The sequence below is a fragment of the Streptomyces auratus genome (assembly GCF_050433025.1).
GTDB lineage: Bacteria > Actinomycetota > Actinomycetes > Streptomycetales > Streptomycetaceae > Streptomyces > Streptomyces sioyaensis.
The window spans coordinates 1885235-1908185 of the sequence record NZ_JBNGCB010000001.1 but is presented as its reverse complement, the minus strand read 5'-3'; the positions used below and the strand labels follow the sequence as shown (position 1 = coordinate 1908185).

Here is a 22951-nt window from a genome sequence, read left to right as displayed (position 1 = left end):
CGGATGTCCGAATACGACGCGCGGGGCAAGGTCAACCGGGCGCTGCTGATCTGTGTCGACGACTACCGCCATCTGCGCCCGCTCCCCGCGGTGAAGGACAACGCCCAGGAACTCGAACGCGCCCTGCTCGCCCCCGGCGCCGACCTGTTCACCCGGGGCGAGGTCGTCGTCTGCCGCCCCCAGGAGCCGTGGGAGGTGGAACAGGCGCTGGACACCGTCACCCAGGAGGCGCGCGGACTGCTGCTGGTGTACTTCTCCGGCCACGGCCGGGTGGGCCGGGACGGCGGCAATCTGCAGCTGATGGTCGGCGCCTCGGAGCGGCGTCACAAGACCGTCTCCTGGCAGGACATGGTGCTGTCCTACCTCGACAACGCCCGGGCCGACCGGATCGTGATCATCCTGGAGTGCTGCTACGCCGGCAACGCCGGGGAGGCCTTCCACAACTGCCGCAAGCCCATGTCGCTGCTGATGGCCGCGCAGCCCAACCGGCGGATCTTCAGCGGCGAGGAGCCCACCGGGGGCAGCGTCTTCACCCGTGCCGTCCGTCAGACCCTGGAACAGGGCTTACCCGGCAGGCGGTTCGTCACCTTCGAGGACCTCGTCCGGGTGCTGTGGGAACAACTCGCCGCCGAACGGACCCCGATGGGCGACATCTGGGAACCGCGGTCGGCGAAGCAGAACACCGTCGACGACGTCATCCTGTCCTTCGCCACCCCCGAGATCCGGCCCCCGACCCCGCTGCGGATCCGCCTGCGCCGCCGGCTGAAGTCCTCCTTCCAGCACTGGCTCAGGATCCTGCTGGTGTCGGCGATCATCCTCGTCCCGGCCACCGCGGGCATCGTCGTGCTGAACCTCCCGAACGCCGACGCGCCCTGCCCGCCCGCCCTCGAACTGCGGCTGCTGACCGCCCCCGAGGCCGAACCCGCCCTGCGCCAGGCCGCCTTCGACTACGAGATGTCCGGCGCCAACCTGAAGCCCCTCAGCGGCGAGGGCGACCTCCCCGACGGCTGCCGGCGCGCCCAGATCACCGTCTACTCCGCGGCCAAGGACCAGGTCGACCAGGGCTTCGCGGCCGCCGACCGCTGGCAGGGCGAGGCCCGCGGCACCGGCAAGGACCGGCCGGCCGACAAGGGCCTCGACCCCCTCAACCGCCCCGGCCCGCAGCCCGACATCTGGATACCGGAATCCACCGCCGACTACTACGAGGCCCGTCGCGGCATGCCGGCCACGGGATCCCCGGCGACCCTGCACTACGGCGACCCGGTCGCCTACACCCCCCTGGTCGTCGGCATCCCCGCGAACCGTCGGCTGGACGACGTCGAACCGGGCGGCGCCTCCTGGCCGGAGCTGCTCACCGGCACCGACCACGCCCACCGCGACCTGAAGCTCCTGCGGCCCAGCCCCGTACTGTCCGGCACCGGCCTGCTGCACACCATCGGCCTCTACCTCGCCCACGGCGGCCCGGGGGCGGCAGCCTCGCCGTACGGCCCCGATCCCGACCCCGCGCTCGCCCGCACCGCCGAGGACCGGCTCTCCGCCCCGGGCAGCCAGTACGCCGGCAGCACCGAACTCCTGTGTTCGCTGCGCCCCGACGTCGCTGCCTCGGGCGCCGTCGACCGCACCAGGTCCGCGCCCCTGGTGTCGGAGAAGTCCCTGGCCGACTACAACCTCGGGCGGGCCATCGGCAGTTGCCCCGCCCTGGGCTCCGCGCTGCCCGTGCACGACCGCTACGTCGCCTACTACCCCGAGAACGTCCCCGCCCTCGACCACCCCCTGATCCGCGTCGACTGGCGCGGCACCACCGACGCCACCCCGCGGCGAGCCGCCGTGGCCCGCTTCGCCACCTGGCTGCGCGACCCGGAGGGCGGTCAGCGCACCCTGGCCGCGCAGGGCTACCGCGGAGTGGACCACCACACCCCGGGCCGTGGCTCCCCGCTCAGCGACAGCCGCGCGAACGTCGGCCGCGACAGCCGGGTCTCCCGTTACACGGCAGGCCCCGACCAGGTGGCCCGCGTACTGGACGGCTACGACAAGGCACAGAAGTCCAGCCAGGTGCTGATCCTCATGGACACCTCCACCTCCATGGCGGACGGCGGCAAACTCCCGGTCGCCCTGAGCGCGGCCGGCCGCGCCCTGGAGATGGCCGGCGCCCGGCACACCTACGGCCTGTGGGCCTTCCCGGACCGTGCGCACCCCGACGACCGCGCGGCCGTGCGTGAGCTGGTCCCGCTCGGCAGCGACGACCCGGCCCGCGGCAAGGCCGCACTGGACCGGGTCGCGGGCGGTGAACTCGTCGATCACGGGGCCGCGATGGAGGAGGCGCTGACCCGCGCGGTCCGCACCATGAAGAAGTCCACCGCCACCAACAAGGCCATCGTGCTCCTCCTCGACGAGGACGACGGCACGGGCGGCCGCGCGGCGAGCGTCGACCGCACCCTCGGCACCCTCGTCGGGGAGGGACCCGAGGTGCCCATCCTGGCCCTGGTGCTGGGCAAGTCCGGCTGTGACAGCTTCGCCCTGCGGCAACTGGCCGGGGCCTCCCACGGCCAGTGCGTACCCGGCGGCCCGCAGGCCGTCGACATCCTGGCCGGACGGATCGCCTCCATCGGCACGGCCACCAAGGGGGAGCGATGACCGCCAAGCGCACCACGGCGGGCGCCGCGCTGGCCGGCCTGGCGCTGCTCACCGCGGTCAGCGGCTGTACCCCGGGGGACCAGGCCGTCCCGGAGAAGGGCGCGATCGTCCTCGCCACCGGCAGCGACCTCAGCAGCTCCGGCGTCCGGCAGGACCTGATCCGCGCCTGGGAGAAACGCACCGGCCACACCGTCCGGATCGTCAAACTCCCCGACACCGCCGACGGCCAGCGCAGCCAGCTGCTGGCGGCGGGTCAGTCCGGCAACGGCGGCTACGACGTGCTCAACCTCGATGTGGCCTGGACCGCGGAGTTCGCCGAGGCGGGCGTCATCAGGCCCTGGCCCGCGAGCCTGGACGGCGACTTCCTGGGCAGCGTGGCCAAGACGGTGGAGTACGACGGAAAGGTGTGGGGCGTCCCGTTCAACACCGATGCCGGGCTGCTCTATTACCGCAAGGACCTCCTCGAAGCCCACGGCCACCACCGGCCGCCCGCCAACTGGGGCGAGCTGAAGGCCTGGGCCCTCCAGGCGGCGGACGCCTACAACCGCCGCTCGGACCAGGACGCCAAGGCCGGGATGAAGAAACGGCCCAGGATGTACGGCATGGTCGCCCAACTGCGGCCCTACGAAGGCCTCACCGTCAACACCCTGGAGTCCGCCTGGGCCAACGGCGGCGACCCGTACGCCACCGGCTTCGCCAAGGGCGAGCAGGTCGGCGCGCTCCAGCTGGGCATCGCGGACCTCAAGGACCGGCTCGGCACGCTCATGCCGCACGAGGCCGTCACGATGGACGAGACCGAAAGCCGCCGCTGGTTCGCCGACGGGCGTGCGGTGTTCATGCGCAACTGGCCGGTCGAGTACGCCTCGGTCGCCGAAAAGCTCACGGCCGGCACCGCCTTCGACGTCGCCCAGCTGCCGGCCCGGCCGTCCGACGGCCGGCGGCTGTCGGTGCTCGGCGGACAGAATCTGGCGATCTCCGCCGGCAGCAGCCGCCCGGCCGGCGCACGGGCCCTGATCGAGGCCCTGACCGACCCGGGCAGCGAACGCTGCCTGCTGGAGCGGGGGTTCGCGGCCACCCGAGACTCGGCGTACCGCGAGGGGGCGAAGGCACCGCGCTGCCCGCTGCCGCCCGTCGGCGCGGAGCAAGCGGAGCACGGCGCCACGGGGCAGCCGGAGCCGCGGCCGGACCCCCGCACCCTGCACGACGCGCTGATGGCGGCCGCCCCACGCCCACGCAGCGCCCATTACCAGACGTTCAGCAAGGTCCTGCAGCTCGGCGTGGCCGCCTATCTCAACGGCAGCGGCGGCACGGCCATCGCCGACCGGCTGGCCCGGCAGGCCGATGACGCGCTCGGCGGCCGGGGCACCCCACAGGAAAGGCGCCCGGCGGACGACGGCTGATGCCGTGCCCCGCCGGACGCCTCGCCGCGTCCGTGGCCGCTTGGTACGCCGCCGTTGCCGGCTGCGTCAGGCGGCGACGATCAGATAGATGCCGTAGGTCACGGCCACCGCGCACAGGGCGAAGGCGGCCACCGCGCCGGCCCGCGCACCGGCACCCGGGGCGGCGACCGCGACCGCCGCACCCTCCTGGGCCGGCTTGCGGGACGCCCCGACGATGCCGACGGTGAACAGGCCCACGATCCCGACCGTCACCACGAGGGTGACGCCGAAGACCTGGCCGAGAGCTGTCCAGTCGATGGTCATGAGGTTCCTTTAAGTGATGACAGCTAGCGGGTGACCGTCGCGGCCTGGGGGCGCGGGGCGGATGTCGGGGTGGCGTCGGGGCCGGCCGGCTGGGCGGGCACCTCGGCGTCGGGGGCGGTCGGCTGGGTGGGCACCCCGGCGGTTTCCGGTGCGTCGGCGGCCGGCGCCGGCTGGCCGGCCGGCGGCGGGGAGACGCTGCGCAGCGCGGCGGTCACCACGCCCGCCGGCTCCGCGGCCGGGCCCTCGTTGACGTTGGTGGCGTCGATCGGCTTGCGCCGGGAGGCGGCCCAGATCGCGCCGCAGATGCCCAGTCCGAGGACCGCCACCGCCGCCACGCCCCAGTCGCCCTGACCGGCGAGGAACGCGGCGCCCGCCGCGACCGCACCGGCGGCCGGCAGCGTCAGGCCCCAGGCGGCGACCATCCGGCCGGCCGTGGACCAGCGCACCACGCCGCCCTTGCGGCCCAGGCCCGAGCCCATCACGGAACCGGAGCAGACCTGGGTGGTGGAGAGCGCGAAGCCGAGGTGGGAGGAGGCCAGGATGGTGGCCGCGGCGCCGGTCTGGGCGGCGAAGCCCTGCGGCGGCTGGATGTCGGTGATGCCCTTGCCCATCGTGCGGATGATCCGCCAGCCGCCCAGGTACGTACCGAGCGCGATGGCCAGACCGGCCGAGGCGATGACCCACAGCGGCGGGTCGGCGTGCGGGGCGACGACCCCGCCGGTGATCAGCGCGAGCGTGATCACCCCCATCGTCTTCTGGGCGTCATTGGTGCCGTGGGCGAGCGAGACCAGGGCGGCGGAGGCGATCTGCCCCGCGCGGTAGCCCTTGGCGGTGTCCGCCTCGTCGCGGTTGCGGGTCAGCCGGTAGGTGAGCCGGGTCGCCGCCATTGCGGCCAGACCGGCCACGAACGGGGCGGCCACCGCCGGGATCAGGACCTTCATCACCACGGCCTCGCCGTGCACACCGTGGGTGCCGACGGACACCAGGGTCGCGCCGATCAGACCGCCGAAGAGAGCGTGGGAGGAGCTGGAGGGGAGACCCGCGAGCCAGGTCAGCAGGTTCCAGACGATCGCGCCGACCAGGCCGGCGAAGATCACTTCTGGTCTGATGCCGGCGCCCTCATCGATGATCCCGCCGGAGATGGTCTTGGCCACCTCCACGGACAGAAACGCACCGACGAGGTTGAGCACTGCCGACATCGCCACCGCGGTCTTGGGTCGCAATGCCCCGGTGGAAATGGTGGTGGCCATTGCATTGGCCGTGTCGTGGAAGCCGTTCGTAAAGTCGAACACCAAGGCCGTGACGATCACGATCCCGATGAGAAGCGTGATGTGTTCCATTCACCCAGGCAATCAGTTCGAAGGTCAGTGTCGCTCGGACCGTACGGAGAGCGGGTGAACGGAAAGTGAACTGGGACGGGCCGGGTGGTGACACCACCGCACTGTTCACGCGGAGGCACCCCAGCTGTCACTTCCGCCTCACCCGTTGGCGACCTGCGGATGCTGTGTCTGCGCGCCGTTTTGGAGGTCGCGGCAGCTCGGCGGCAGCCGCGGTGCACCCGGACGACGGCGTGCGGACCCGGCTCCCCGATGCTCCCAGGCCCCGTCGCACGAGGGTCCGATTTCGGCCGGTTCACGGCAGCGCTAGGGGTATCCCTGAAGAACACGCATATCCCCGGCGGGCACGCACCGGTTCGGCGGGCCGCGGCGTACAGCGCCCGCCCCGGCTCGTACGGTGTCGCGCACCGCATCCGTATCCGATCCGCATTCGCCGCACCGCGCCGGAGGACCCATGAAGGACCACCCCGACCACCTCGCCCAGGCCTGGAGCGACCTGGTCACGACCGCCCGCAGGACCGTCGCCGACGGCCTGGTGGTCGGCACCTCGGGCAATGTCTCCTGCCGCCTGAAGGACCTGGTCCTGGTCACCCCCAGCGGCGTCCCCTACGACCGGCTCGGGCCGGGCGACCTCACCGCGGTCGACCTGGCGGGAACCCAGATCATCGGCACGCTCCGGCCGACCAGCGAACTCCCCATGCACCTGGCGGTCTACCGCAGCACCACGGCCGCCGCCGTCGTCCACACCCACGCCCCGAACGCCACCGCCGTCTCCACCCTCGTGCCCGAACTCCCGCCCGTCCACTACATGACCGCGGCGCTCGGCGGCCCCGTCCGCGTCGCCCCCTACGCCCTCTACGGCAGCGACGAGCTCGCCGCCCACATGCTCGACGCGCTCCGCGACCGCACCGGCTGCCTGCTGCAGAACCACGGCACCATGACCTACGGCGACAGCCTGGACCAGGCCCTGGACCGCACCGCCCAGCTGGAGTGGATGTGCCGCGTCTGGCTCACCGCGCAGTCCGTGCCGGGCCACACCCCCAGCCTGCTGTCGGCCGGGCAGCTCGACGCGGCCGCGGCCCGGCTGCGCGGCTACGGCCAGCGGGGCCGCGGCCGGGACTGACCCCGCCCCGGGCCGCCGCCCCGGCCCCTCACCCGCCCGACTCCGCCAGGTGGCCGCACCCGGCGGCGCTGCGCACACTGGTGAGGTGCGCCTGGGTACTGCGGCGGCCGCGGCCGCCATCACCGTGATAGGTGCCGGGGCGGCCGCCGTGGCGGTCGGCCGGTACGCCAGCGACACTGCCCTGAAACCCTCGCCGGACCAGCCGTTCCCGGGCGACTCGCGGCTCACCGTGCACTCCGCCACCGAGGAGCGCATCGCCCTCACCCGCAGCCTGGCAGCCATGCGGCCCGGCACCTACGGGCTCACCGGCAACGGCTGCCACGCCGTGGTCGGCTCCGTCGTCCACGGCATCCCGCACCCCGCCGACGCCGTCGTCCGCCGCCTGGAGCGGGTCAGCCACGGCACCCTCCGGCCGGGCAACCGGATGCGGCTCACCCCGCAGGTGCACATCGGCAACCCCCGGGACGCCCTCGGCCTCGACTACGCCGACGTCGACGTCCCCGGCGAACTCGGCTCGCTCCCGGCGTGGTTCGTGCCCGGCGTCCGCGACACCTGGGTCATCACCGCACACGGTCTGGGCACCACCCGCGAGCACCCCATGGTGGCCATGCCGTTCCTGCACCGCCACCGGCTGCCCGTCCTCGACCTGGCCTACCGCAACGACCTCGGCGCCCCGCGCACCGCCGACGGAATCCACCACCTCGGCGACACCGAATGGCGCGATCTGGACGCGGCGATCCGCTACGCCCTCCGCTACGGCGCCCAGGCCGTCGTCCTCCACGGCTGGTCCACCGGCGCGACCATGGCGCTGCGGGCCGCCACCCGCTCCGCGCTGCGCGACCGGATCAGCGGTCTCGTCCTGGACTCCCCGGTCCTGGACCGCAATGCCACGGTCCGTGCGCTGGCCGCCGCCCGGCGGGTCCCGCGCGCCCTGCTGCCGCTGGTGGTGCGCGCCGCCGAGGGCTCCACGGGGATTCCCCTGGACCACCCCGTCGACGCCGTCGACCCGGAGGAGCTGGACATTCCCACCCTGCTCTTCCACGGCCCCGACGACCGGATCGCCCCCTGGACGGCCTCCCGTTCCTTCGCCGCCCGCCGCGCCGACCTGATCACGCTTCAGCCGGTTCCGCACGCCCCGCACGCCGCGATGTGGAACGCCGACCCCTCGGGCTACGAAGAGGCACTACGGCGCTTCCTCACCCCGCTCATGTAGCACCGCTGCCGGTCTCCTGCGGCCCCGGTGCCGGCTCCCGGTGCCGTCCCGCCGCCTCCCCGCCGACGCCGCCCCCATGAAGCCCGGGCATACGGCAGGACAACTCCGCCCATCAGGGATGGGACGGCGAAATGACCCGGCCCCAAAAGGCCGCACGCCGGGTTCCGATTGGGCTTTCGGGCCGTCAGCGGCAACACTGCTCCTGTGACGTCCCGTACCCCGCGCGACTCCCGGCTCCGACTCGTCCCCCGTCAACCGGTTGGTGCCGCCCGCCGAGCGGTGACCACCAGGACCAAGCGCCCGGCGCCCCGCCCGCCCGAGGGCACACCGCCGCCCGCGGAGCTGGCCCGGCAGGCCCGCGCCGTGCTGGCCGGCGCGGCCCGCCTCGCCCGGTGGGCCGACAGCGCCGACGGCACCGGCGGCAGCCTGCGCGCCGGCCCCGACGGCGCACTGCCCGAAGCGGCGGTGGAACGGGCCGCCGAGGCCCTGCACCTGACACCGCAGCAGGTCCGCGTCGACTGGGACCGGGCCCGGCTCGCCGGGCTCGTCGAGCTCCACGACGGTCTGGCCCGCCCCGGCTGGCGGCTGCGCGCCTGGGACCGCGACGACACCGCCGTGCTGCGCGGCTGGGTCGCGCTCTTCGACGCCTGGTCGCTGGCCCGCCCCGCCCCGGCCGCCGCCGGCCCCGCGATCGTCGCCGAAGTCGTCGAGGCGCTGCCGCAGTTGCTCTCCCTGCTGCATCTGTCGGCCGGGCCGGTCCAGCTGCCGGTGCTGCTCGACATGCTCGGCCAGCGCGTCGCCGAGCTGCGCACGGAGCGCTGCGAGGTCCCCTACGGCCAGGAGCCCGACCCGGACGGCCCCCAGGACACCGCAGCCGCGGCCGACGACGCCGCGGGGGCGTCGCTGGCCGAACTGCTGGCCTGGGCGCTGGACGCGCTGCGGATCGTCGGGGCGCTGGTCCCGCCGGGGGGTGCGCCGGACGGCGTCCACGAGGCCGTGTACGAAGCGTCCGAGGCGCAGCTCACACCGCTCGGCAACTGGTCGGTGTGGGTCAAGCTGGAACAGATCTGTGTCGCCGCGCAGAGCCCGGCCGGACATATCGAACAGTCCGCGGAGGCGATGCTGCGCGGCTGCGCCCGGCTCACCCCCGGCCCGGCCCGCACCGAATACCGCGCCTGGCTCGCCGCCCGCTCCGTCGGCTCGGCCGTCGAGGAGCTGCTGACCGTGGCCCGCGGTGAGGACGCGCTGCTGCGCGGCCTGGCCTTCGAGGCACTCCGGGCGGTCGGCGCCCCGGCCGAGGCCGCCGTACGGGCCGCGGCCGACGAGCCGGCCCTGCGGCCGTACGCCCTGTTGTGGCTGGTCGAGCACGAGGGCGGCGACCCGGAGACCGCGCCCGATGTGCTCACCCGCGAGGAGTCGACCTGGCTGTGGGTCGACACCGCGGCCGCCGTGGCCGACCACGGCGAGACCCAACTCCTGGTCCGCCACCTCGATTCGGCGGTCCAGGGCTCGGTCCCGCGCCTCCTGGAGGAGGTCCGCGCAGTAGGGCACCCCCGTACGGTCCAGGTACTGGTGGCCCTGGCCGCAGCCCACCCGGACCCCGCCCTCGCCAAGGCGGTACGGCGGGCGGCGTTCCAGGTCCACACGGGTGGCGTTTGATTCCCACGTTGTCGGCTGTCCCGCCGTGGTGGTTTGTCGCCGTTGCGCTTTGCGGCGCCGCCGCACGTTTTTGTCTTTCCCGCCGTGGTGGTTTTTCGCCGTTGCGCCTGCGGCGGGCGTGGGTTGTCGGGTGCGGTGCCGCTCCTCCGGACTTCGTCCTGCGGCGCGGCCCCTCCCGTGGGTGGGAGGAAGAAGGCCGGTGGGGGTGTTTGTAGGTGGTCCGGTGCGCCTCGTCGGTCGCAGTGAACCGGCTACGAGTGGCCAGCCCCCACCAACCGTCACTCACTCCATCCACGGGAGGGGGCGGGCCGGAGGGGCCGGTGTGTGGGACGTAAAGCGAAGCAGTCCCACACACCGGCCCCGGAGGTCCGTCACCGCACCCGACATCCACCCAGCCCGCCGCAGGCGCAACGGCGAGACGACACCGCGGCGGGAAAGCCGACAACGTGCGGCGGCGCCGCAAAGCGCAACGGCGAGCAAGCCCCACGGCGGGAAAGCCGACAACGTGGGGCACGAAAAACCACTTGCAGGGGCCAGATAGACTGCCCCCATGGCAGTTCTCCCTTGGGTTCATTAGACGGCGCAGCTCGCTCTCGGACCGTCCCGTCCAATCCGCCGTCTTTTCCGACCCTGGAGCTTTTTCCCGTGATCACCGCCTCCGGCCTCGAGCTGCGCGCCGGCGCCCGCGTTCTCATCGAGTCCGCCTCCTTCCGTATCGCCAAGGGCGACCGCATCGGCCTGGTCGGCCGTAACGGCGCCGGCAAGACCACCCTCACCAAGGTGCTGGCCGGGGAGGGCATCCCCGCCGCCGGCTCGGTCACCCGCGGCGGCCAGGTCGGCTATCTGCCGCAGGACCCGCGCACCGGCGACCTCGACGTGCTCGCCCGCGACCGCATCCTGTCGGCCCGCGATCTGGACAGCGTGCTGCGCAAGATGCGCGAGAACGAGGACCGGATGGCCAACGGCAAGGGCGCCACCCGCGAGAAGGCCATGCGGAAGTACGAGCGCCTGGAGACGGAGTTCCTGACCAAGGGCGGGTACGCCGCCGAGGCGGAGGCCGCGACCATCGCCGCCAGCCTGGGCCTGCCCGACCGCATCCTCGGCCAGCCGCTCCATACGCTCTCCGGCGGTCAGCGCCGCCGTGTCGAGCTGGCCCGGATCCTGTTCTCGGACTCCGACACCCTGCTCCTCGACGAGCCGACCAACCACCTCGACGCCGACTCCATCGTCTGGCTGCGCGACTACCTCAAGACCTACCGCGGCGGCTTCATCGTGATCTCCCACGATGTCGACCTGGTCGAGACCGTCGTCAACAAGGTCTTCTATCTGGACGCCAACCGCTCCCAGATCGACGTCTACAACATGGGCTGGAAGCTCTACCAGCAGCAGCGCGAGGCCGACGAGAAGCGCCGCAAGCGCGAGCGCGCGAACGCCGAGAAGAAGGCCGCCGCGCTCAACACCCAGGCCGACAAGATGCGGGCCAAGGCCACCAAGACCGTCGCCGCGCAGAACATGGCCAAGCGCGCCGACAAGCTGCTCGCCGGTCTGGAGGCGGTGCGCGCCTCCGACAAGGTCGCCAAGCTGCGCTTCCCGGACCCGGCGCCCTGCGGCAAGACCCCGCTCACCGCCGAGGGCCTGTCGAAGTCCTACGGCTCGCTGGAGATCTTCACCGATGTCGACCTGGCCATCGACAAGGGCTCCCGGGTCGTCATCCTCGGCCTGAACGGTGCCGGCAAGACCACCCTGCTGCGGCTGCTGGCCGGCGTCGAGCAGCCGGACACCGGCGAGGTCCGCCCCGGCCACGGTCTGAAGCTCGGCTACTACGCCCAGGAGCACGAGACCCTGGACCCGGACCGCACGGTCCTGGAGAACATGCGGTCGGCCGCCCCGGACATGGACCTGGTCGCCATCCGCAAGACGCTGGGCTCCTTCCTCTTCTCCGGCGACGACGTCGACAAGCCCGCCGGGGTGCTCTCCGGCGGCGAGAAGACCCGGCTCGCCCTGGCGACCCTGGTCGTCTCGTCCGCCAACGTCCTGCTGCTCGACGAGCCCACCAACAACCTCGACCCGGCCAGCCGCGAGGAGATCCTCGGCGCGCTGCACACCTTCACGGGCGCGGTGGTCCTGGTGACGCACGACGAGGGAGCCGTGGACGCGCTGGCGCCGGAGCGGATCATTCTGCTGCCCGACGGCGTCGAGGACCTGTGGGGCCAGGACTACGCGGATCTGGTCGCGCTGGCCTGACCGCGGCGAATGGATCATGCCGTATGGATCATTCGGCCGACGTGTGATCCATCATCTGAGTGAGAACGGCTCGTACACCGGCGAGCCTGCGACGGATGGCCGGGCCCGTGCGGCCCGGCCGTCACCTTTTTGGCCCCTTACCTCCTGACCTGCCATTTCTCTGGGAAATCCGGGCTCGGAGGGCCTTCTGGGCAGCCGGAATGAGCGCTTCTGGCCCGGCCGGCCGGGTGTCCGACGGCAAAGGATGTCGTAGAGACCTTGCGGAATGGGTGGCCAGGAAGCCGGGGAGGGGTGATCATGAGAGTCCAGAGCGCACTTCCCATGAGGAGGCACGGGTGGCCGAGACTCTGAAGAAGGGCAGCCGGGTAACCGGCGCCGCGCGCGAGAAGCTCGCGGCAGACCTGAAGAAGAAGTACGACTCCGGTGCGAGCATCCGGGCGCTGGCCGAGGAAACCGGCCGGTCCTACGGATTCGTGCATCGGATGCTCAGCGAATCCGGTGTGGTCCTGCGCGGTCGTGGCGGAGCCACGAGGGGCAAGAAGGCCGCTTCGGCCTGACGGCCACGCCTTTGAGTGCAACGGTGTCCCCCCGGCCGACGAAGCCGTCGGCCGGGAGGTTACCGTTCAGTCACTTACGCACGCAGGTGCGGCTGGCTGACTCGGAGGCGCTGATGACTCTGCTCGACAAGGACGGTGTGCGACTCACCGTGGACGATGCCATCGCCACGGTGACCCTCGCCCATCCGGCCAAGCGCAATGCGCAGTCCCCGGCCATGTGGCGGGCGCTCGCCGAAGCGGGCTCGCTGCTGCCGGGCAGCGTACGGATCGTGGTGCTCCGCGGTGAGGGCGCGTCCTTCTCCGCGGGCCTGGACCGTCAGGCGTTCACGCCCGAGGGCTTCGACGGCGAGCCGTCGTTCATCGACCTTGCCCGGGGCACGGACAGCGCACTGGACGCCACCATCGCCGAGTACCAGGAAGCGTTCACCTGGTGGCGGCGCAATGACCTGGTGTCCATCGCCGCCGTGCAGGGACATGCCATCGGCGCGGGCTTCCAGCTCGCACTCGCCTGCGATCTGCGGGTGGTCGCGCCGGACGTCCAGTTCGCCATGCGTGAGACCAGTCTGGGACTCGTACCGGACCTGACCGGTACCCACCCCCTGGTCGGGCTGGTCGGCTACGCCCGGGCGCTGGAGATCTGCGCCACCGGGCGCTTCGTGCATGCCGAGGAGGCCGAGCGGATCGGCCTCGCCAATGTGGTCGTGCCCGCGGACGAGCTCGACGGCGCGGTGGCCGACCTGGCGGCCGCGCTCCTTGCCGCGCCGCGGGACGCCGTGATCGAGACCAAGGCCCTGCTGGCCGGTGCTGCGGGCCGTACGTACGAGGAGCAGCGCATCGCCGAGCGGGCCGCGCAGGCGCGCCGGCTGCGCGACCTGGCGGGCGTGGGGGAGTAGCGCCCCTCCCGCACTGCGGCCGGCTGCCGGCCGGGCTGCCCGGTCGGCCGCCTCAGCCCTGCTCCACCGCCGTGACCAGCACGGCGATCGTCGACACCGCGGGCGGCGCGGCCGCCACCGCCTGCCGTACGGCGGCGGAGACATCCAGCGCCCGGTGGCCGGGCGCGGTAGCCAGCTGGATCAGCGCATGCCCGTCGGTGAGCCGCACCGGACGTGATGAGCCGAGCAACGGCGCCAGCCGGGCCACGCCCGCGACGTCCAGGACGACCGCGGCGATCCCGGCCGCCCCGTCCTGCGTCGCGCCGCTCCGTTCCCCGGCCGCCGGTGCGGCGGGCGGGCCGCCCGACGGGGCGGGCGCCGGTGCCTGCGGTGCCCCGGCTCCGGCTTCGTCCGCGTCCAGCAGGCCGCTGACCCGCAGATCCACCGCGGCCACCACCAGCCCCAGCTCCCGGACCGACGCCTCCAGCAGGGCGGCCCGTACCTGGTCGGCGACCGTGGGCAGCGGCCGGTCGCCGGTCGCGGCGAAATCCGCCTCGATCCGCAGCGGGCCAGGCGGCAGCCCGCTCGGGGGCGCCGGCACCGTGGGCTCCGGCGCACGGTCGGGGTCGGCGACCGACAGCCGCAATGAGCCCAGGCGTACTCCGGGCGGTGTCCCGGCGGCCGTCCGCAGGACCCCGGCGGCGGCCTGCTCGGTGATCCACGAGCCGTCCGCCGGCCCGCCGAGCGGCAGCACCCGGCCGATCTTGAGCTGCGTCCGCACCGCCTGCGCCCACTGGTCCGTGGTCACCGCGTCACCCCTTTCCCGGCAGGTCCCGGCCCCTCGTGCGGGCACGTCCCGGACCACGCCCCCAGCCTGCCGCAGACCGGCCCCCACAGCAGCGCGCTCTCCCGCACGGCGCCGTAGGGAGCACTCCGCTGCCGCATCCCCCAAAGCGGAAGGGAGGAACCCGACCTACTGTGGGCAGCGGAGCGGGCGGACCGCTTCTCCCCGCGGAAAGGGACGTTACGGCGATGAGCGAGAGCCAGCAGGCAGAGGCACCCAGGACCCCGACCAAGCGGGGCGGCGGCGATCCCGCCACCCGCGGGCGGACCACCATCGCCGACGGTGTCGTGGAGAAGATCGCCGGTCTTGCGGCCCGGGACGTCGTCGGTGTGCACGCCATGGGCAGCGGCCTGGCCCGTACGCTCGGCGCCGTGCGCGACCGGGTGCCCGGCGGCGGTAGGGGAGCGACCGCCACCCGCGGGGTCAAGGCCGAGGTCGGCGAGGTGCAGACCGCGCTGGATCTGGAGATCGTGGTCGACTACGGCGTCGCCATCGCCGATGTCGCGCGGTCGGTGCGGGAGAACGTCATCTCCGCCGTGGAGCGGATGACGGGCCTGGAGGTCGTCGAGGTCAATATCGCGGTCAGCGACGTCAAACTCCCCGACGAGGTGGACGAGGAAGAGGAAGAGCCGCGGCTCCACTAGCCGGGGCCGTCCGGAGCGGTAGCGAAGGAGCGCACGATGAGCATGGCCGTGGCCGGCCTCTTGGCCGGTATGGCGCTGGGCTTCGCCGGATTCTTCGGTGGCTTCGGCGCCTTCGTCCTGGTGGCGGCGCTGGGCGCCATCGGGTTCGTGGTCGGCAGATTCCTCGACGGGGATCTGGAAGCCGGCGAATTCTTCCGTCCGCGCCGCGGCGAACGCGACGAGCGGCGGCGGTGAGGCCGGGTGGCGACGGTGTCCCCGCCCGCCGCCGTACCGGCGGGTGAGCGGGGCGCGACCAGAATCGCGGACCGGGTGGTGGCGAAGATCGCCGCACAGGCGGCCCGGGAGGCGCTGCGCCGGGAGTCCCCGCAGGCCCGCACGGACGCCCACGCGACGGTGACCGTGCACCGGCGCGAGGAGCGCCAGAACTTCGGCGAGGCACGCGTACGGATCGCCGTGGAGCTGGGCTACCCCTCCGACATCGGCGCCCAGAGCCGCGTGGTGCGCAGTCATGTCACCGAGCGGGTGCAGGAGTTGGCGAACATGGCGGTCCCCGAGGTCGCGGTGGAGGTCGAGCGGCTGCACTCACCGCAGCTGGACCGTACCGACCGCGGGAGGGTGCGATGAGCGACGACGACGCGCAGCCGGCGGACACCCGGCGGCTGCCCACGCTCGACAAGACACCGGACACCGCGGACGAGGCGGCGCGGTCCGGACCGGACGGCGCCCCCGCGGGCGGCGGCGAGGACGACGGCACCGGACGCTTCTGGTCGGCCCGCCGGGTGCCGGCCGCCGTGGTCGCGCTACTGCTGCTGGCCGCCGCCGGGCTGCTGCTCTACGACGTGGCCGCGGTGCGCGCCGACCGCCCCGCGATGGCCTGGCGCCGGCGCCTCGCCCATGAGCTGGCCACCCGTCCGCTCGACAGCCCCTGGGTGCTGGGCGCCGCCGCGCTCGCCGTCGTCCTCGGCATCGTGCTGATCGTGCTGGCCCTCACCCCCGGGCTGCGCCAGGTGCTGCCGATGCGGTGGACGGCGCCGGGTATCCGGGCCGGGCTGGACCGGTCGGCCGCCGCGCTGGTGCTGCGCGACCGGGCCATGGAGGTCGCCGGCGTCCAGTCCGTACGGATGAAGGTCGGCCGCCGCAAGGCCAGGGCGCATGCCGTGTCGCACTTCCGCGAGCTGGACGAGGTCCGCGCCGACCTCGACGTCTCGCTCGGCGAGGGGCTGCGGCAGCTGGGGCTGGCGCACCCGCTGCGGCTGACGGTGCACGTCCGGCGCCCGAAGAAGGGGTGAGCGCGCAATGCTCAGGGTCCGCAGAACGACCAACCGGGTGCTGCTCGGCCTGGCCGGTGTGGTGCTGTTCGGCACCGGCGGCGCGGTGCTGTTCGGCGGTCTCGACCTGCCCGCGAAGTGGCATCTCGGCCTGCCCGCCGGCTGGCCGTGGTCCCGGCCCGGCGACGTGCTGCTCCCCGCGCACGCCCGCACCCGCTGGACCCACCAGGGCTGGTGGTGGCCGGTCGTCATCGCGGCGCTGGCCGTCTTCGTGCTGCTGATGCTGTGGTGGTTGCTGTCCCAGCTGCGGCGGCACCGGCTGCAGGAGATCCTCGTCGACAGCGGCGACGGCGAGGGCGCCGAGCTGCGCGGCCGGGCGCTGGCCGCCGCCGTCGCGGCCGAGACGGAGTCGCTGGACGGTGTCGACGGGGCCGGTGTGCTGCTGACCGGCAGCCGGACCGCACCGCAGGTCAGGGCGCTGCTGGCGCTGGCCCCGCACGCCGACCCGGGCACCGTCCTGCGGCGGCTGTCCCACGAGGCGGTGGCGCACGCCCGCCACTCGGCCGGGCTCGACGAGCTGCCGGCGGAGGTCCGGCTGCGGGCGGTCAAGCACCGGCCCGAGCGGGTCAGTTAGGGGCGGCGTGCCGTCCCCTCGTCAGAACCCGTGCCGGGCCCCGCCGTCCACCGGCACCATCACACCGGTGACGTACGAGGCGGCCGGTGACAGCAGGAACGCCGCGGCCCGGCCGAACTCCTCCGGTGTGCCGTAACGGCCCAGCGGGATGGACGCACAGTTGCGGGCGCGGCTGCCCTCCGGGTCGCCGGAGAGCGCATCGAGCTGGGTCATCCGGTCGGTGGCGATCCGGCCGGGCAGCACCCCCAGGACGCGGATGCCGCGCGGCCCCAGCTCGTTGGCGAGCGACTTGGCGAAGCCGGCCAGCCCGGGGCGCAGCCCGTTGGAGATGGTCAGACCGCTGATCGGCTCGTACACCGACCCGGACAGCACAAAGCCGATCACCCCGCCCGCCGGCAGCTCGGCGGCCGCCGCCCGGGCCAGCCGTACCGCGCCGAGGAAGACCGTTTCGAAGGCCGACTGCCACTGCTCGTCGGTGTTGTCGGCGGCGGTGCCGGGCGCCGGGCCGCCCACGCTGATCAGCACACCGTCCAGCCGGCCGAAGCGGGCACGGGCCGCCGCCAGCAGGCGGTCGGGGGCATCGGCGGCGGCGTTGTCGGCCGCCACGCCCAGGGCACGGTCGCCGAGCGAGGCGGCTGCCGCGACCGCGCTCTCCTCGGTGCGCCCGGTGAGCACCACGTTGGCGCCGTCGGCGACCAGTTCACGGGCGGTGGCGAAGCCGAGGCCACGGGTCGCCCCGGTGAGCAGGTACGTCCGGTCAGTGAGTCCGAGATCCATGGTCCTAGTCTGCCGTTGCTCCGTCGAGGAGTCCGAAGGCGGTCCCCACCAGGCCGATGTGGCTGAACGCCTGCGGGTAGTTGCCCAGCTGGCGACCCGCGGCCGGGTCGTACTCCTCGGAGAGCAGCCCCACATCGTTGCGCAGGTCCAGCAGCCGCTCGAACATCTCCCGGGCCTCGTCCCGGCGGCCGCTGAGCTGCAGTGCGTCGGCGAGCCAGAACGAGCAGACCAGGAAGGTGCCCTCGCCGCCCGGCAGCCCGTCGACCGAGCCGCCCTCCGTGCTGTAGCGGCGTACCAGACCGTCGTGCGTCAGCTCCCGGCGCACCGTGTCGATGGTGTTCAGCACCCGTGGGTCGTCACCGGGCAGAAAGCCGACCCGGGGGATCAGCAGGGTCGCGGCGTCCAGTTCCTTCGAGCCGTAGAACTGGGTGAAGGTGCCGCGCTCGGCGTCGTAGCCGTGCTCGCACACCTCACGGTGGACCTTCTCGCGCATCGCCCGCCAGCGGTCGGCGTCCCCGCTGAACTTCGGGTTCGCCTCGATCGCCCGTACCGCCCGGTCGGCCGCGACCCAGGCCATGACCTTGGAGTGCACGAAGTGCCGCTGCGGCCCGCGGATCTCCCACAGGCCCTCGTCGGGGTCGCGCCAGGTGGACTCCAGATAGTCCACCAGGGCGCGCTGGATGCTCCAGGCGTGCGGCTCCGACGGCAGCCCGGCCCGGCGCGCGACGTGGAAGGAGTCCAGCACCTCGCCGTAGACATCGAGCTGACGCTGTTCGACGGCGGCGTTGCCGATACGGACCGGCGCGGAGTCGCAGTAGCCGGTCAGCCACGGCAGCTCGGCCTCCGGCAGCCGCCGCTCACCCGCCAGCCCGTACATGATCTGCAGATCGTCGGGGGCACCGGCCACCGCGCGCAGCAGCCAGTCCCGCCAGGCGCCGGCCTCCTCCAGATAGCCGGCGGACAGCAGGGAGTTCAGGGTGAGGCTGGCGTCGCGCAGCCAGCAGTAGCGGTAGTCCCAGTTGCGCACCCCGCCCAGCTCCTCGGGCAGCGAGGTGGTGGGGGCCGCCACGATGCCGCCGGTCGGCGCGTAGGTGAGCGCCTTGAGGGTGATCAGCGAGCGCATCACGGCCTCGCGGTACGGCCCGTCGTAGCGGCAGCGCGCGGACCAGGTGTGCCAGTCGTCCAGGGTGTCCTGGAGTGCCGTGTACGGCTCGATCTGGATCGGCCGCGGCTCGTGCGAGGGGTGCCAGGTCAGCACGAACGCGGCGCGCTCGCCCTCGGCGACGGTGAGGTCCGAGCGGGTGCTGAAGTCCTTGCCGTAGGTGCTGCTCTGCGGCGGGGTGCGCAGCCATACGGAGTCCGGTCCCGCGACCGCGAACCGGCAGCCCTCCGTGGCCCGCACCCAGGGCACCACCCGCCCGTAGTCGAAGCGCAGCCGCAGCTCGCTCCGCATCTCGACGCTGCCGCGCAAGCCCTCCACGATCCGTACGACATCGGGCGCACGGTCGCGCTGCGGCATGAAGTCGATGACCCGGACGCTGCCGGTGGGGGTCTCCCACACCGTGTCGAGGATCAGCGAATCGCCGCGGTAGGAGCGCTGTGCGCGGGCGTCCGCGGACCGGGGAGCCACCCGCCAGTGGCCGTTTTCCCTGCCGCCGAGGAGCGCCGCGAAGCAGGCGCCGGAGTCGAAGCGGGGCAGGCACAGCCAGTCGATGGAGCCGTCGCGGCCGACGAGGGCGGCGGTCTGCAGATCACCGATGAGCGCGTAGTCCTCGATATGTGGATGCACGCCTCGCACCTTCCCGCCCGGCGCCCGCGCTACGCGGTGGGGCGGCTGTCCGGGCTACCCGCGGGCCGGGGCGGTGGCCGCTTCCTCGCCGTCCTGCGGATCCGGGACGTCGTGTGCGTCCCCGCCGTCCTGCGGGTCGTCGGCATTCCCGGTCTCGCGGGGCTCCGCGGCCTCCCGGGCCTCCTTGGCCGCGGCCTCCGCACGGTCGCGGCGCTCACGGCGTACGAGGACGATCCAGCCGACCGGCACCGCCGCCGCGAACAGCCACCACTGGACCGCATAGGCCATGTGCGGGCCGATGGAGTCGTGGTCCGGCTCGGGGACCGGCTCCGGAGTGCCGCCGGCCGGCTTGGGCCCGGTCTGCTCGATATAGCCGCCGAGCGTCGGCCGGCCGACCCGCTTCGCCTGCTCCTTGCTGTTGATCAGCATGATCTGGCGCGGGGGCAGGCCCTTGGTGTCCTTGATTCCGCTGAACGCGGTGGTCTCGTCGGCCATCATCCGGCCGGTCACGGTGACCTTGCCCTTGGGGGCCGCCGGTACGTCCGGGAACTTGGTGAGGTCGTTGCCCGCCGAGATCCAGCCGCGGTTGACCAGCACGGCCTGTCCGTCGCCCAGCACCAGCGGGCTCAGAACGTAGTAGCCGATGCTCTGCTCGTCGGCGGCGGTGCGCTGGCGGACCACGACCTCGTGCGCGGTGTCGAAGGTGCCGGTGGCGGTGACCGGGCGCCACATGTCGTGGCGGGGGAGCGTCCGGCCGGGGGCGGTCAGCTCGGTGACCGGGACCGGCCTGGCCGCCAGATTGCGCCCGATGAGCTGGTTCTGCGCCACTTTGTGCTGATGGCGGTGGAGCTGCCAGAAGCCCAGCTTGATCATGACGGGGATCAGTAGCAGAGCCACGAGGGTGACGATCACCCACTGCCGGGACAACAGGAAGCGGTACACGGCTTCGACGGTACCTGGGGCGCCACGGCCCCGGGGCGGCGGGTCCTGCCGGGTCCTCGCGCTCCGGTCCGGCGGACCCGCCGGATCAGACCCGGTCGACGATGCCCACCCTCCCGTCCGAGCGGGCGCAGTGGGCACCGCAGTACCACTTCTGGTCGGCCTCGACGCCCTGGCCGATGATCTGGCACCGGCAGTGCTCACAGATCGGCGCCATGCGGTGGATGGCGCAGGCGAAGCAGTCGAAGACATGCACCGCGCCCTGCGCGTGCACCTCGAACGTCATGCCGTATTCGTTTCCGCAGACCTCACAACGTGCCATGCGCCACAGGGTGCGGGCGCCGCCCGCGCGGGGCGAGGTGCCGACGGGTGTGTTGACCGGGCTTCACCCGGACGCACGCGCCGGGACCACATCCTGCAGCAGCTGCATGAACGCCGCCTCGTCGACCACGACCGTGCCGAACGAGGCGGCCTTGGCGGTCTTGGACGTACGGGCGTCGGGATCGTTGGTCACCAGCAGGCTGGTCAGCCGGGACAAGCTCGTGGCGACATGCAGCCCGGCCTCGATGGCCCGGTCCTCCAGCAGCTCGCGGTCCACGGAGGTGTCGCCGGAGAAGGCGACCCGCATCCCCTGGACGAGCCGGCCGCCCGCCTCATAGCGCCCCGGGTTGGGGTAGGGGCACGCCGGGCGCTTACGGGACGGCCGCCAGGACGTGGGGCGGTAGGACGAGGCGGTGGGGTGCTGCCGGGGGGCGGGGGCGTCCGACCACTCCGTCAGCGGCTGGCAGGTCAGCAGCGGCAGCCGCAGATTCTCCTGCGCGGCCCGCCGCAGACTGGGCCGGAACGCCTCGGCCAGCACCCGGGCGTCGTCCAGGGCATGGTGGGCGCGCTGCTGCACCACGCCGTAATGGGCGGCGAGCGACTCCAGCTTGTGGTTGGGCAGCGGCAGCTGCAGCTCCTTGGACAGGGCGATGGTGCACAGCCGCTGGCGCACCGGCGCGGCCGCCGCGGCGCGGGCATACTCGCGGGCGATCATCGACCAGTCGAACATGGCGTTGTGGGCGACCAGGACCCGGTCCTCCAGCCGCTTGGAGAGTTCCGGGACGATCTCCGGGAAGAGCGGCGCATCGGCGAGCACGGCGCTGGTGAGACCGTGGATCCAGACCGGTCCCGGGTCCCGCTGCGGGTTGACGAGGGTGTACCAGTGGTCCTGGACCTCGCCCCGGGCGTCGAGTTGGTACACGGCGGCGGAGATGATCCGGTCGTCACGGGCCAGGCCCGTGGTTTCCACGTCGACCACCGCGTACCCCTGGGGATATGCGGTCGGCCAGGGAGCCGGCGGCGTCTGCGGGCCCGGCTGCTGCCCGATCTTCGGCGCGATCGGGTCGGCTGCTGCCATGGGGTCTTCGAGCATGGTCCCTGAGGATACGGGCCGCCACTGACAGCCACCGAACCGCCGTCGGCCGCAACGCCGGTGGGGCGTCGCCTGCAAGGCCCCCACCGCGCGTCTGAGCCCCCTGCAATTCCCGGGTGGGGGTGGGAGTTGACGAGGCGACGAGAAGGGGCGGGATGGGGCGGGAAGGGACGGGAAGGGACAGGAATGGCTGAGAACGGCCGGGATGGGGCGGGATGGGGGCGGGGAGTGGGGCGGGTTGGGGGAGTGGGCCGGGGGGCGGGGCGGGGAGTGGGCCGGGGGGTTCGGGGCGGGCGCCCTGTTGGGATACCTGGGCGTGCTCTCCCCACCCGCCCTCTCCCCACCGCCCTCTCCCCACCTCCTCTCACCTCCTCACCCGCCCACCCCCCGAAGGGGGGTGGGCGGCGGGGAAAACCACCGCCCCCCCCGCCGGGAAAACCCACCGCATCCCAAAAGCCAGGGAAACGAGCATCTAAAGGGAGCGGTGGGAGAAACCACCCAAATGGGTCAACGACTGTACGCCTTGCCAGAATGGGCCAACGGCCGTACGGCTTGCCCGGCTACCGGCTACCGGCTACCGGCGAACGGGTTGAGGTGAGCGTCTCTACGGTCGCGCGCCTCTCCGGCTGAACGCCACTCAGAGGAGACCACCACCCCGTCAGCCGGCCCCTCCGGCGGAGAGCAGCGACGTCACCAGCGCGTCCAGCGAGACCGTGAACAGCCGCTCGGTGTCGACCGGGCCGGCCAGCGCACGGGCCAGCGCCGGATCGTGCTCGGCGGTGGGGGAGTCCCACAGTTCGCCCTCGCTCGGATGCTGCTCGGGCGACCGCTCCCGGTTGCGCTCGACCAGCACGAAGCCGACGACCTGGAACTGGACGGCCCGCACCGCCTCGGCGGCCGTCTCACCGCACAGCCCGGCGGCGTGCATCTCATGGACCAGCGCCTGCTGCGCGGGCAGGAACATCCGCTCCGTCAGGCCGCGTTCGTGCACCATCGCGATCAGCTGCGGACGCTCGCGCAGCGCCGTGTACAGCGCGCGGGCGACCGAGACGATGCGGGCGTGCGGGGTGCGTCCCGCGGGGTGGATCTCGCCCATCTCCCGGACGGTGCGCTCGACGAGGGCGTCCAGGAGTGACTCGCGGTTGCCGACGTGCCAGTAGATGGAGGTGACGGCGGTGCCGAGCTCCGTGGCGAGCCGACGCATGGTCAGCGCCGCGGGGCCGTGCGCCCGCACCAGCCGGGCGGCGGTCGTCAGCACCTCTTCGCCGGTCAGTGCGCTGCGTGTCATGGCCCCACTCCA

The 22951-nt window shown here is 73.2% G+C and carries 22 protein-coding genes; 13 read left to right on the top strand and 9 right to left on the bottom strand.

Annotated features, from left to right (window positions below; all coding sequences use genetic code 11):
- The first annotated feature begins 3 nt into the window (after positions 1-3).
- Entirely contained in the window at positions 4-2634 is a 2631-nt protein-coding gene (locus BKA18_RS08145; protein WP_366048490.1) for a caspase family protein, read from the top strand.
- The gene (locus BKA18_RS08140) at positions 2631-4034 is read left to right on the top strand and encodes an extracellular solute-binding protein (RefSeq protein WP_366048491.1); all 1404 of its coding nucleotides are present in this window, start codon (positions 2631-2633) and stop codon (positions 4032-4034) included. The genes BKA18_RS08145 and BKA18_RS08140 overlap by 4 nt, the downstream gene beginning before the upstream one ends.
- Positions 4035-4100: 66 nt before the next feature.
- On the opposite strand, the gene BKA18_RS08135 is transcribed toward BKA18_RS08140, so the two are convergent.
- Together BKA18_RS08135 and BKA18_RS08130 are read right to left on the bottom strand one after the other, a co-directional pair.
- Positions 4101-4337, bottom strand: a complete 237-nt coding sequence (locus BKA18_RS08135) for a hypothetical protein (protein WP_006606363.1) — start codon at positions 4335-4337, stop codon at positions 4101-4103.
- Positions 4338-4360: 23 nt separating this feature from the next.
- A complete protein-coding gene (locus tag BKA18_RS08130; protein ID WP_366048492.1) occupies positions 4361-5677 on the bottom strand; it encodes an inorganic phosphate transporter in 1317 nt (438 codons plus the stop codon).
- A gap of 451 nt (positions 5678-6128) precedes the next feature.
- On the opposite strand from BKA18_RS08130, the gene BKA18_RS08125 reads away from it, so the two are divergent.
- From BKA18_RS08125 to BKA18_RS08100, 6 genes are all read left to right on the top strand, one after another.
- On the top strand, positions 6129-6797 hold the full coding sequence (locus tag BKA18_RS08125; RefSeq protein ID WP_366048493.1) for a class II aldolase/adducin family protein: 669 nt from the start codon (positions 6129-6131) through the stop codon (positions 6795-6797).
- An 85-nt stretch (positions 6798-6882) separates the two neighbouring features.
- Positions 6883-8010: an alpha/beta hydrolase gene (locus tag BKA18_RS08120; protein ID WP_366048494.1), complete on the top strand. Its 1128-nt coding sequence runs from the start codon at positions 6883-6885 to the stop codon at positions 8008-8010.
- A 204-nt stretch (positions 8011-8214) separates the two neighbouring features.
- Positions 8215-9669 (top strand): hypothetical protein, encoded by a 1455-nt coding sequence (locus BKA18_RS08115; protein WP_366048495.1) that lies wholly within the window; start codon positions 8215-8217, stop codon positions 9667-9669.
- Between the two features lie 645 nt (positions 9670-10314).
- Positions 10315-11913 carry a ribosomal protection-like ABC-F family protein gene (gene abc-f, locus BKA18_RS08110; RefSeq protein ID WP_006606368.1) on the top strand — a complete coding sequence of 533 codons (1599 nt, stop codon included), beginning with the start codon at positions 10315-10317 and terminating at the stop codon, positions 11911-11913.
- A 335-nt stretch (positions 11914-12248) separates the two neighbouring features.
- Positions 12249-12470, top strand: a complete 222-nt coding sequence (locus BKA18_RS08105) for a helix-turn-helix domain-containing protein (protein WP_006606369.1) — start codon at positions 12249-12251, stop codon at positions 12468-12470.
- A gap of 113 nt (positions 12471-12583) precedes the next feature.
- Complete coding sequence (locus tag BKA18_RS08100) at positions 12584-13363, top strand: enoyl-CoA hydratase/isomerase family protein (RefSeq protein WP_366048497.1); 780 nt, start codon at positions 12584-12586, stop codon at positions 13361-13363.
- A 52-nt stretch (positions 13364-13415) separates the two neighbouring features.
- Here BKA18_RS08100 and BKA18_RS08095 read toward each other — a convergent pair whose 3' ends face one another.
- On the bottom strand, positions 13416-14150 hold the full coding sequence (locus BKA18_RS08095; RefSeq protein WP_366048498.1) for a hypothetical protein: 735 nt from the start codon (positions 14148-14150) through the stop codon (positions 13416-13418).
- Positions 14151-14374: 224 nt separating this feature from the next.
- Between BKA18_RS08095 and BKA18_RS08090 the strand changes: the two genes are divergently transcribed.
- From BKA18_RS08090 to amaP, 5 genes are read left to right on the top strand one after another with little or no spacing between them, the layout of a single operon-like run.
- Positions 14375-14830 (top strand): Asp23/Gls24 family envelope stress response protein, encoded by a 456-nt coding sequence (locus BKA18_RS08090; protein ID WP_006606372.1) that lies wholly within the window; start codon positions 14375-14377, stop codon positions 14828-14830.
- Positions 14831-14866: 36 nt separating this feature from the next.
- Entirely contained in the window at positions 14867-15064 is a 198-nt protein-coding gene (locus tag BKA18_RS08085) for a hypothetical protein (RefSeq protein WP_006606373.1), read from the top strand.
- A gap of 6 nt (positions 15065-15070) precedes the next feature.
- On the top strand, positions 15071-15454 hold the full coding sequence (locus BKA18_RS08080) for an Asp23/Gls24 family envelope stress response protein (protein WP_366048499.1): 384 nt from the start codon (positions 15071-15073) through the stop codon (positions 15452-15454).
- Entirely contained in the window at positions 15451-16119 is a 669-nt protein-coding gene (locus BKA18_RS08075) for a DUF6286 domain-containing protein (protein WP_366048500.1), read from the top strand. Before BKA18_RS08080 ends, BKA18_RS08075 begins: the two co-directional genes overlap by 4 nt.
- 7 nt (positions 16120-16126) lie before the next feature.
- Positions 16127-16732 (top strand): alkaline shock response membrane anchor protein AmaP, encoded by a 606-nt coding sequence (gene amaP / locus BKA18_RS08070; protein WP_366048501.1) that lies wholly within the window; start codon positions 16127-16129, stop codon positions 16730-16732.
- Between the two features lie 21 nt (positions 16733-16753).
- On the opposite strand, the gene BKA18_RS08065 is transcribed toward amaP, so the two are convergent.
- From BKA18_RS08065 to BKA18_RS08040, 6 genes are all read right to left on the bottom strand, one after another.
- Entirely contained in the window at positions 16754-17509 is a 756-nt protein-coding gene (locus BKA18_RS08065; RefSeq protein WP_366048502.1) for an SDR family oxidoreductase, read from the bottom strand.
- 4 nt (positions 17510-17513) lie between these two features.
- Positions 17514-19298 carry a glycoside hydrolase family 15 protein gene (locus BKA18_RS08060; RefSeq protein ID WP_366048503.1) on the bottom strand — a complete coding sequence of 595 codons (1785 nt, stop codon included), beginning with the start codon at positions 19296-19298 and terminating at the stop codon, positions 17514-17516.
- 54 nt (positions 19299-19352) lie between these two features.
- On the bottom strand, positions 19353-20240 hold the full coding sequence (locus tag BKA18_RS08055) for an SURF1 family cytochrome oxidase biogenesis protein (RefSeq protein WP_366048504.1): 888 nt from the start codon (positions 20238-20240) through the stop codon (positions 19353-19355).
- A gap of 85 nt (positions 20241-20325) precedes the next feature.
- A complete protein-coding gene (locus tag BKA18_RS08050) occupies positions 20326-20559 on the bottom strand; it encodes a hypothetical protein (RefSeq protein ID WP_006606380.1) in 234 nt (77 codons plus the stop codon).
- A 63-nt stretch (positions 20560-20622) separates the two neighbouring features.
- The gene (locus BKA18_RS08045; RefSeq protein ID WP_366048505.1) at positions 20623-21651 is read right to left on the bottom strand and encodes a DEDDh family exonuclease; all 1029 of its coding nucleotides are present in this window, start codon (positions 21649-21651) and stop codon (positions 20623-20625) included.
- A gap of 658 nt (positions 21652-22309) precedes the next feature.
- Positions 22310-22939 carry a TetR/AcrR family transcriptional regulator gene (locus tag BKA18_RS08040; RefSeq protein WP_147249571.1) on the bottom strand — a complete coding sequence of 210 codons (630 nt, stop codon included), beginning with the start codon at positions 22937-22939 and terminating at the stop codon, positions 22310-22312.
- Positions 22940-22951 lie beyond the last annotated feature (12 nt).

Coding starts and splice junctions, on each gene's coding strand:
- BKA18_RS08145 (WP_366048490.1), top strand. CDS start 4: ATGTCCGAATACGACGCGCGGGGCAAGGTCAACCGGGCGCTGCTGATC.
- BKA18_RS08140 (WP_366048491.1), top strand. CDS start 2,631: ATGACCGCCAAGCGCACCACGGCGGGCGCCGCGCTGGCCGGCCTGGCG.
- BKA18_RS08135 (WP_006606363.1), bottom strand. CDS start 4,337: ATGACCATCGACTGGACAGCTCTCGGCCAGGTCTTCGGCGTCACCCTC.
- BKA18_RS08130 (WP_366048492.1), bottom strand. CDS start 5,677: ATGGAACACATCACGCTTCTCATCGGGATCGTGATCGTCACGGCCTTG.
- BKA18_RS08125 (WP_366048493.1), top strand. CDS start 6,129: ATGAAGGACCACCCCGACCACCTCGCCCAGGCCTGGAGCGACCTGGTC.
- BKA18_RS08100 (WP_366048497.1), top strand. CDS start 12,584: ATGACTCTGCTCGACAAGGACGGTGTGCGACTCACCGTGGACGATGCC.
- BKA18_RS08090 (WP_006606372.1), top strand. CDS start 14,375: ATGAGCGAGAGCCAGCAGGCAGAGGCACCCAGGACCCCGACCAAGCGG.
- BKA18_RS08085 (WP_006606373.1), top strand. CDS start 14,867: ATGAGCATGGCCGTGGCCGGCCTCTTGGCCGGTATGGCGCTGGGCTTC.
- BKA18_RS08075 (WP_366048500.1), top strand. CDS start 15,451: ATGAGCGACGACGACGCGCAGCCGGCGGACACCCGGCGGCTGCCCACG.
- amaP (WP_366048501.1), top strand. CDS start 16,127: ATGCTCAGGGTCCGCAGAACGACCAACCGGGTGCTGCTCGGCCTGGCC.
- BKA18_RS08065 (WP_366048502.1), bottom strand. CDS start 17,509: ATGGATCTCGGACTCACTGACCGGACGTACCTGCTCACCGGGGCGACC.
- BKA18_RS08050 (WP_006606380.1), bottom strand. CDS start 20,559: ATGGCACGTTGTGAGGTCTGCGGAAACGAATACGGCATGACGTTCGAG.
- BKA18_RS08045 (WP_366048505.1), bottom strand. CDS start 21,651: ATGCTCGAAGACCCCATGGCAGCAGCCGACCCGATCGCGCCGAAGATC.
- BKA18_RS08040 (WP_147249571.1), bottom strand. CDS start 22,939: ATGACACGCAGCGCACTGACCGGCGAAGAGGTGCTGACGACCGCCGCC.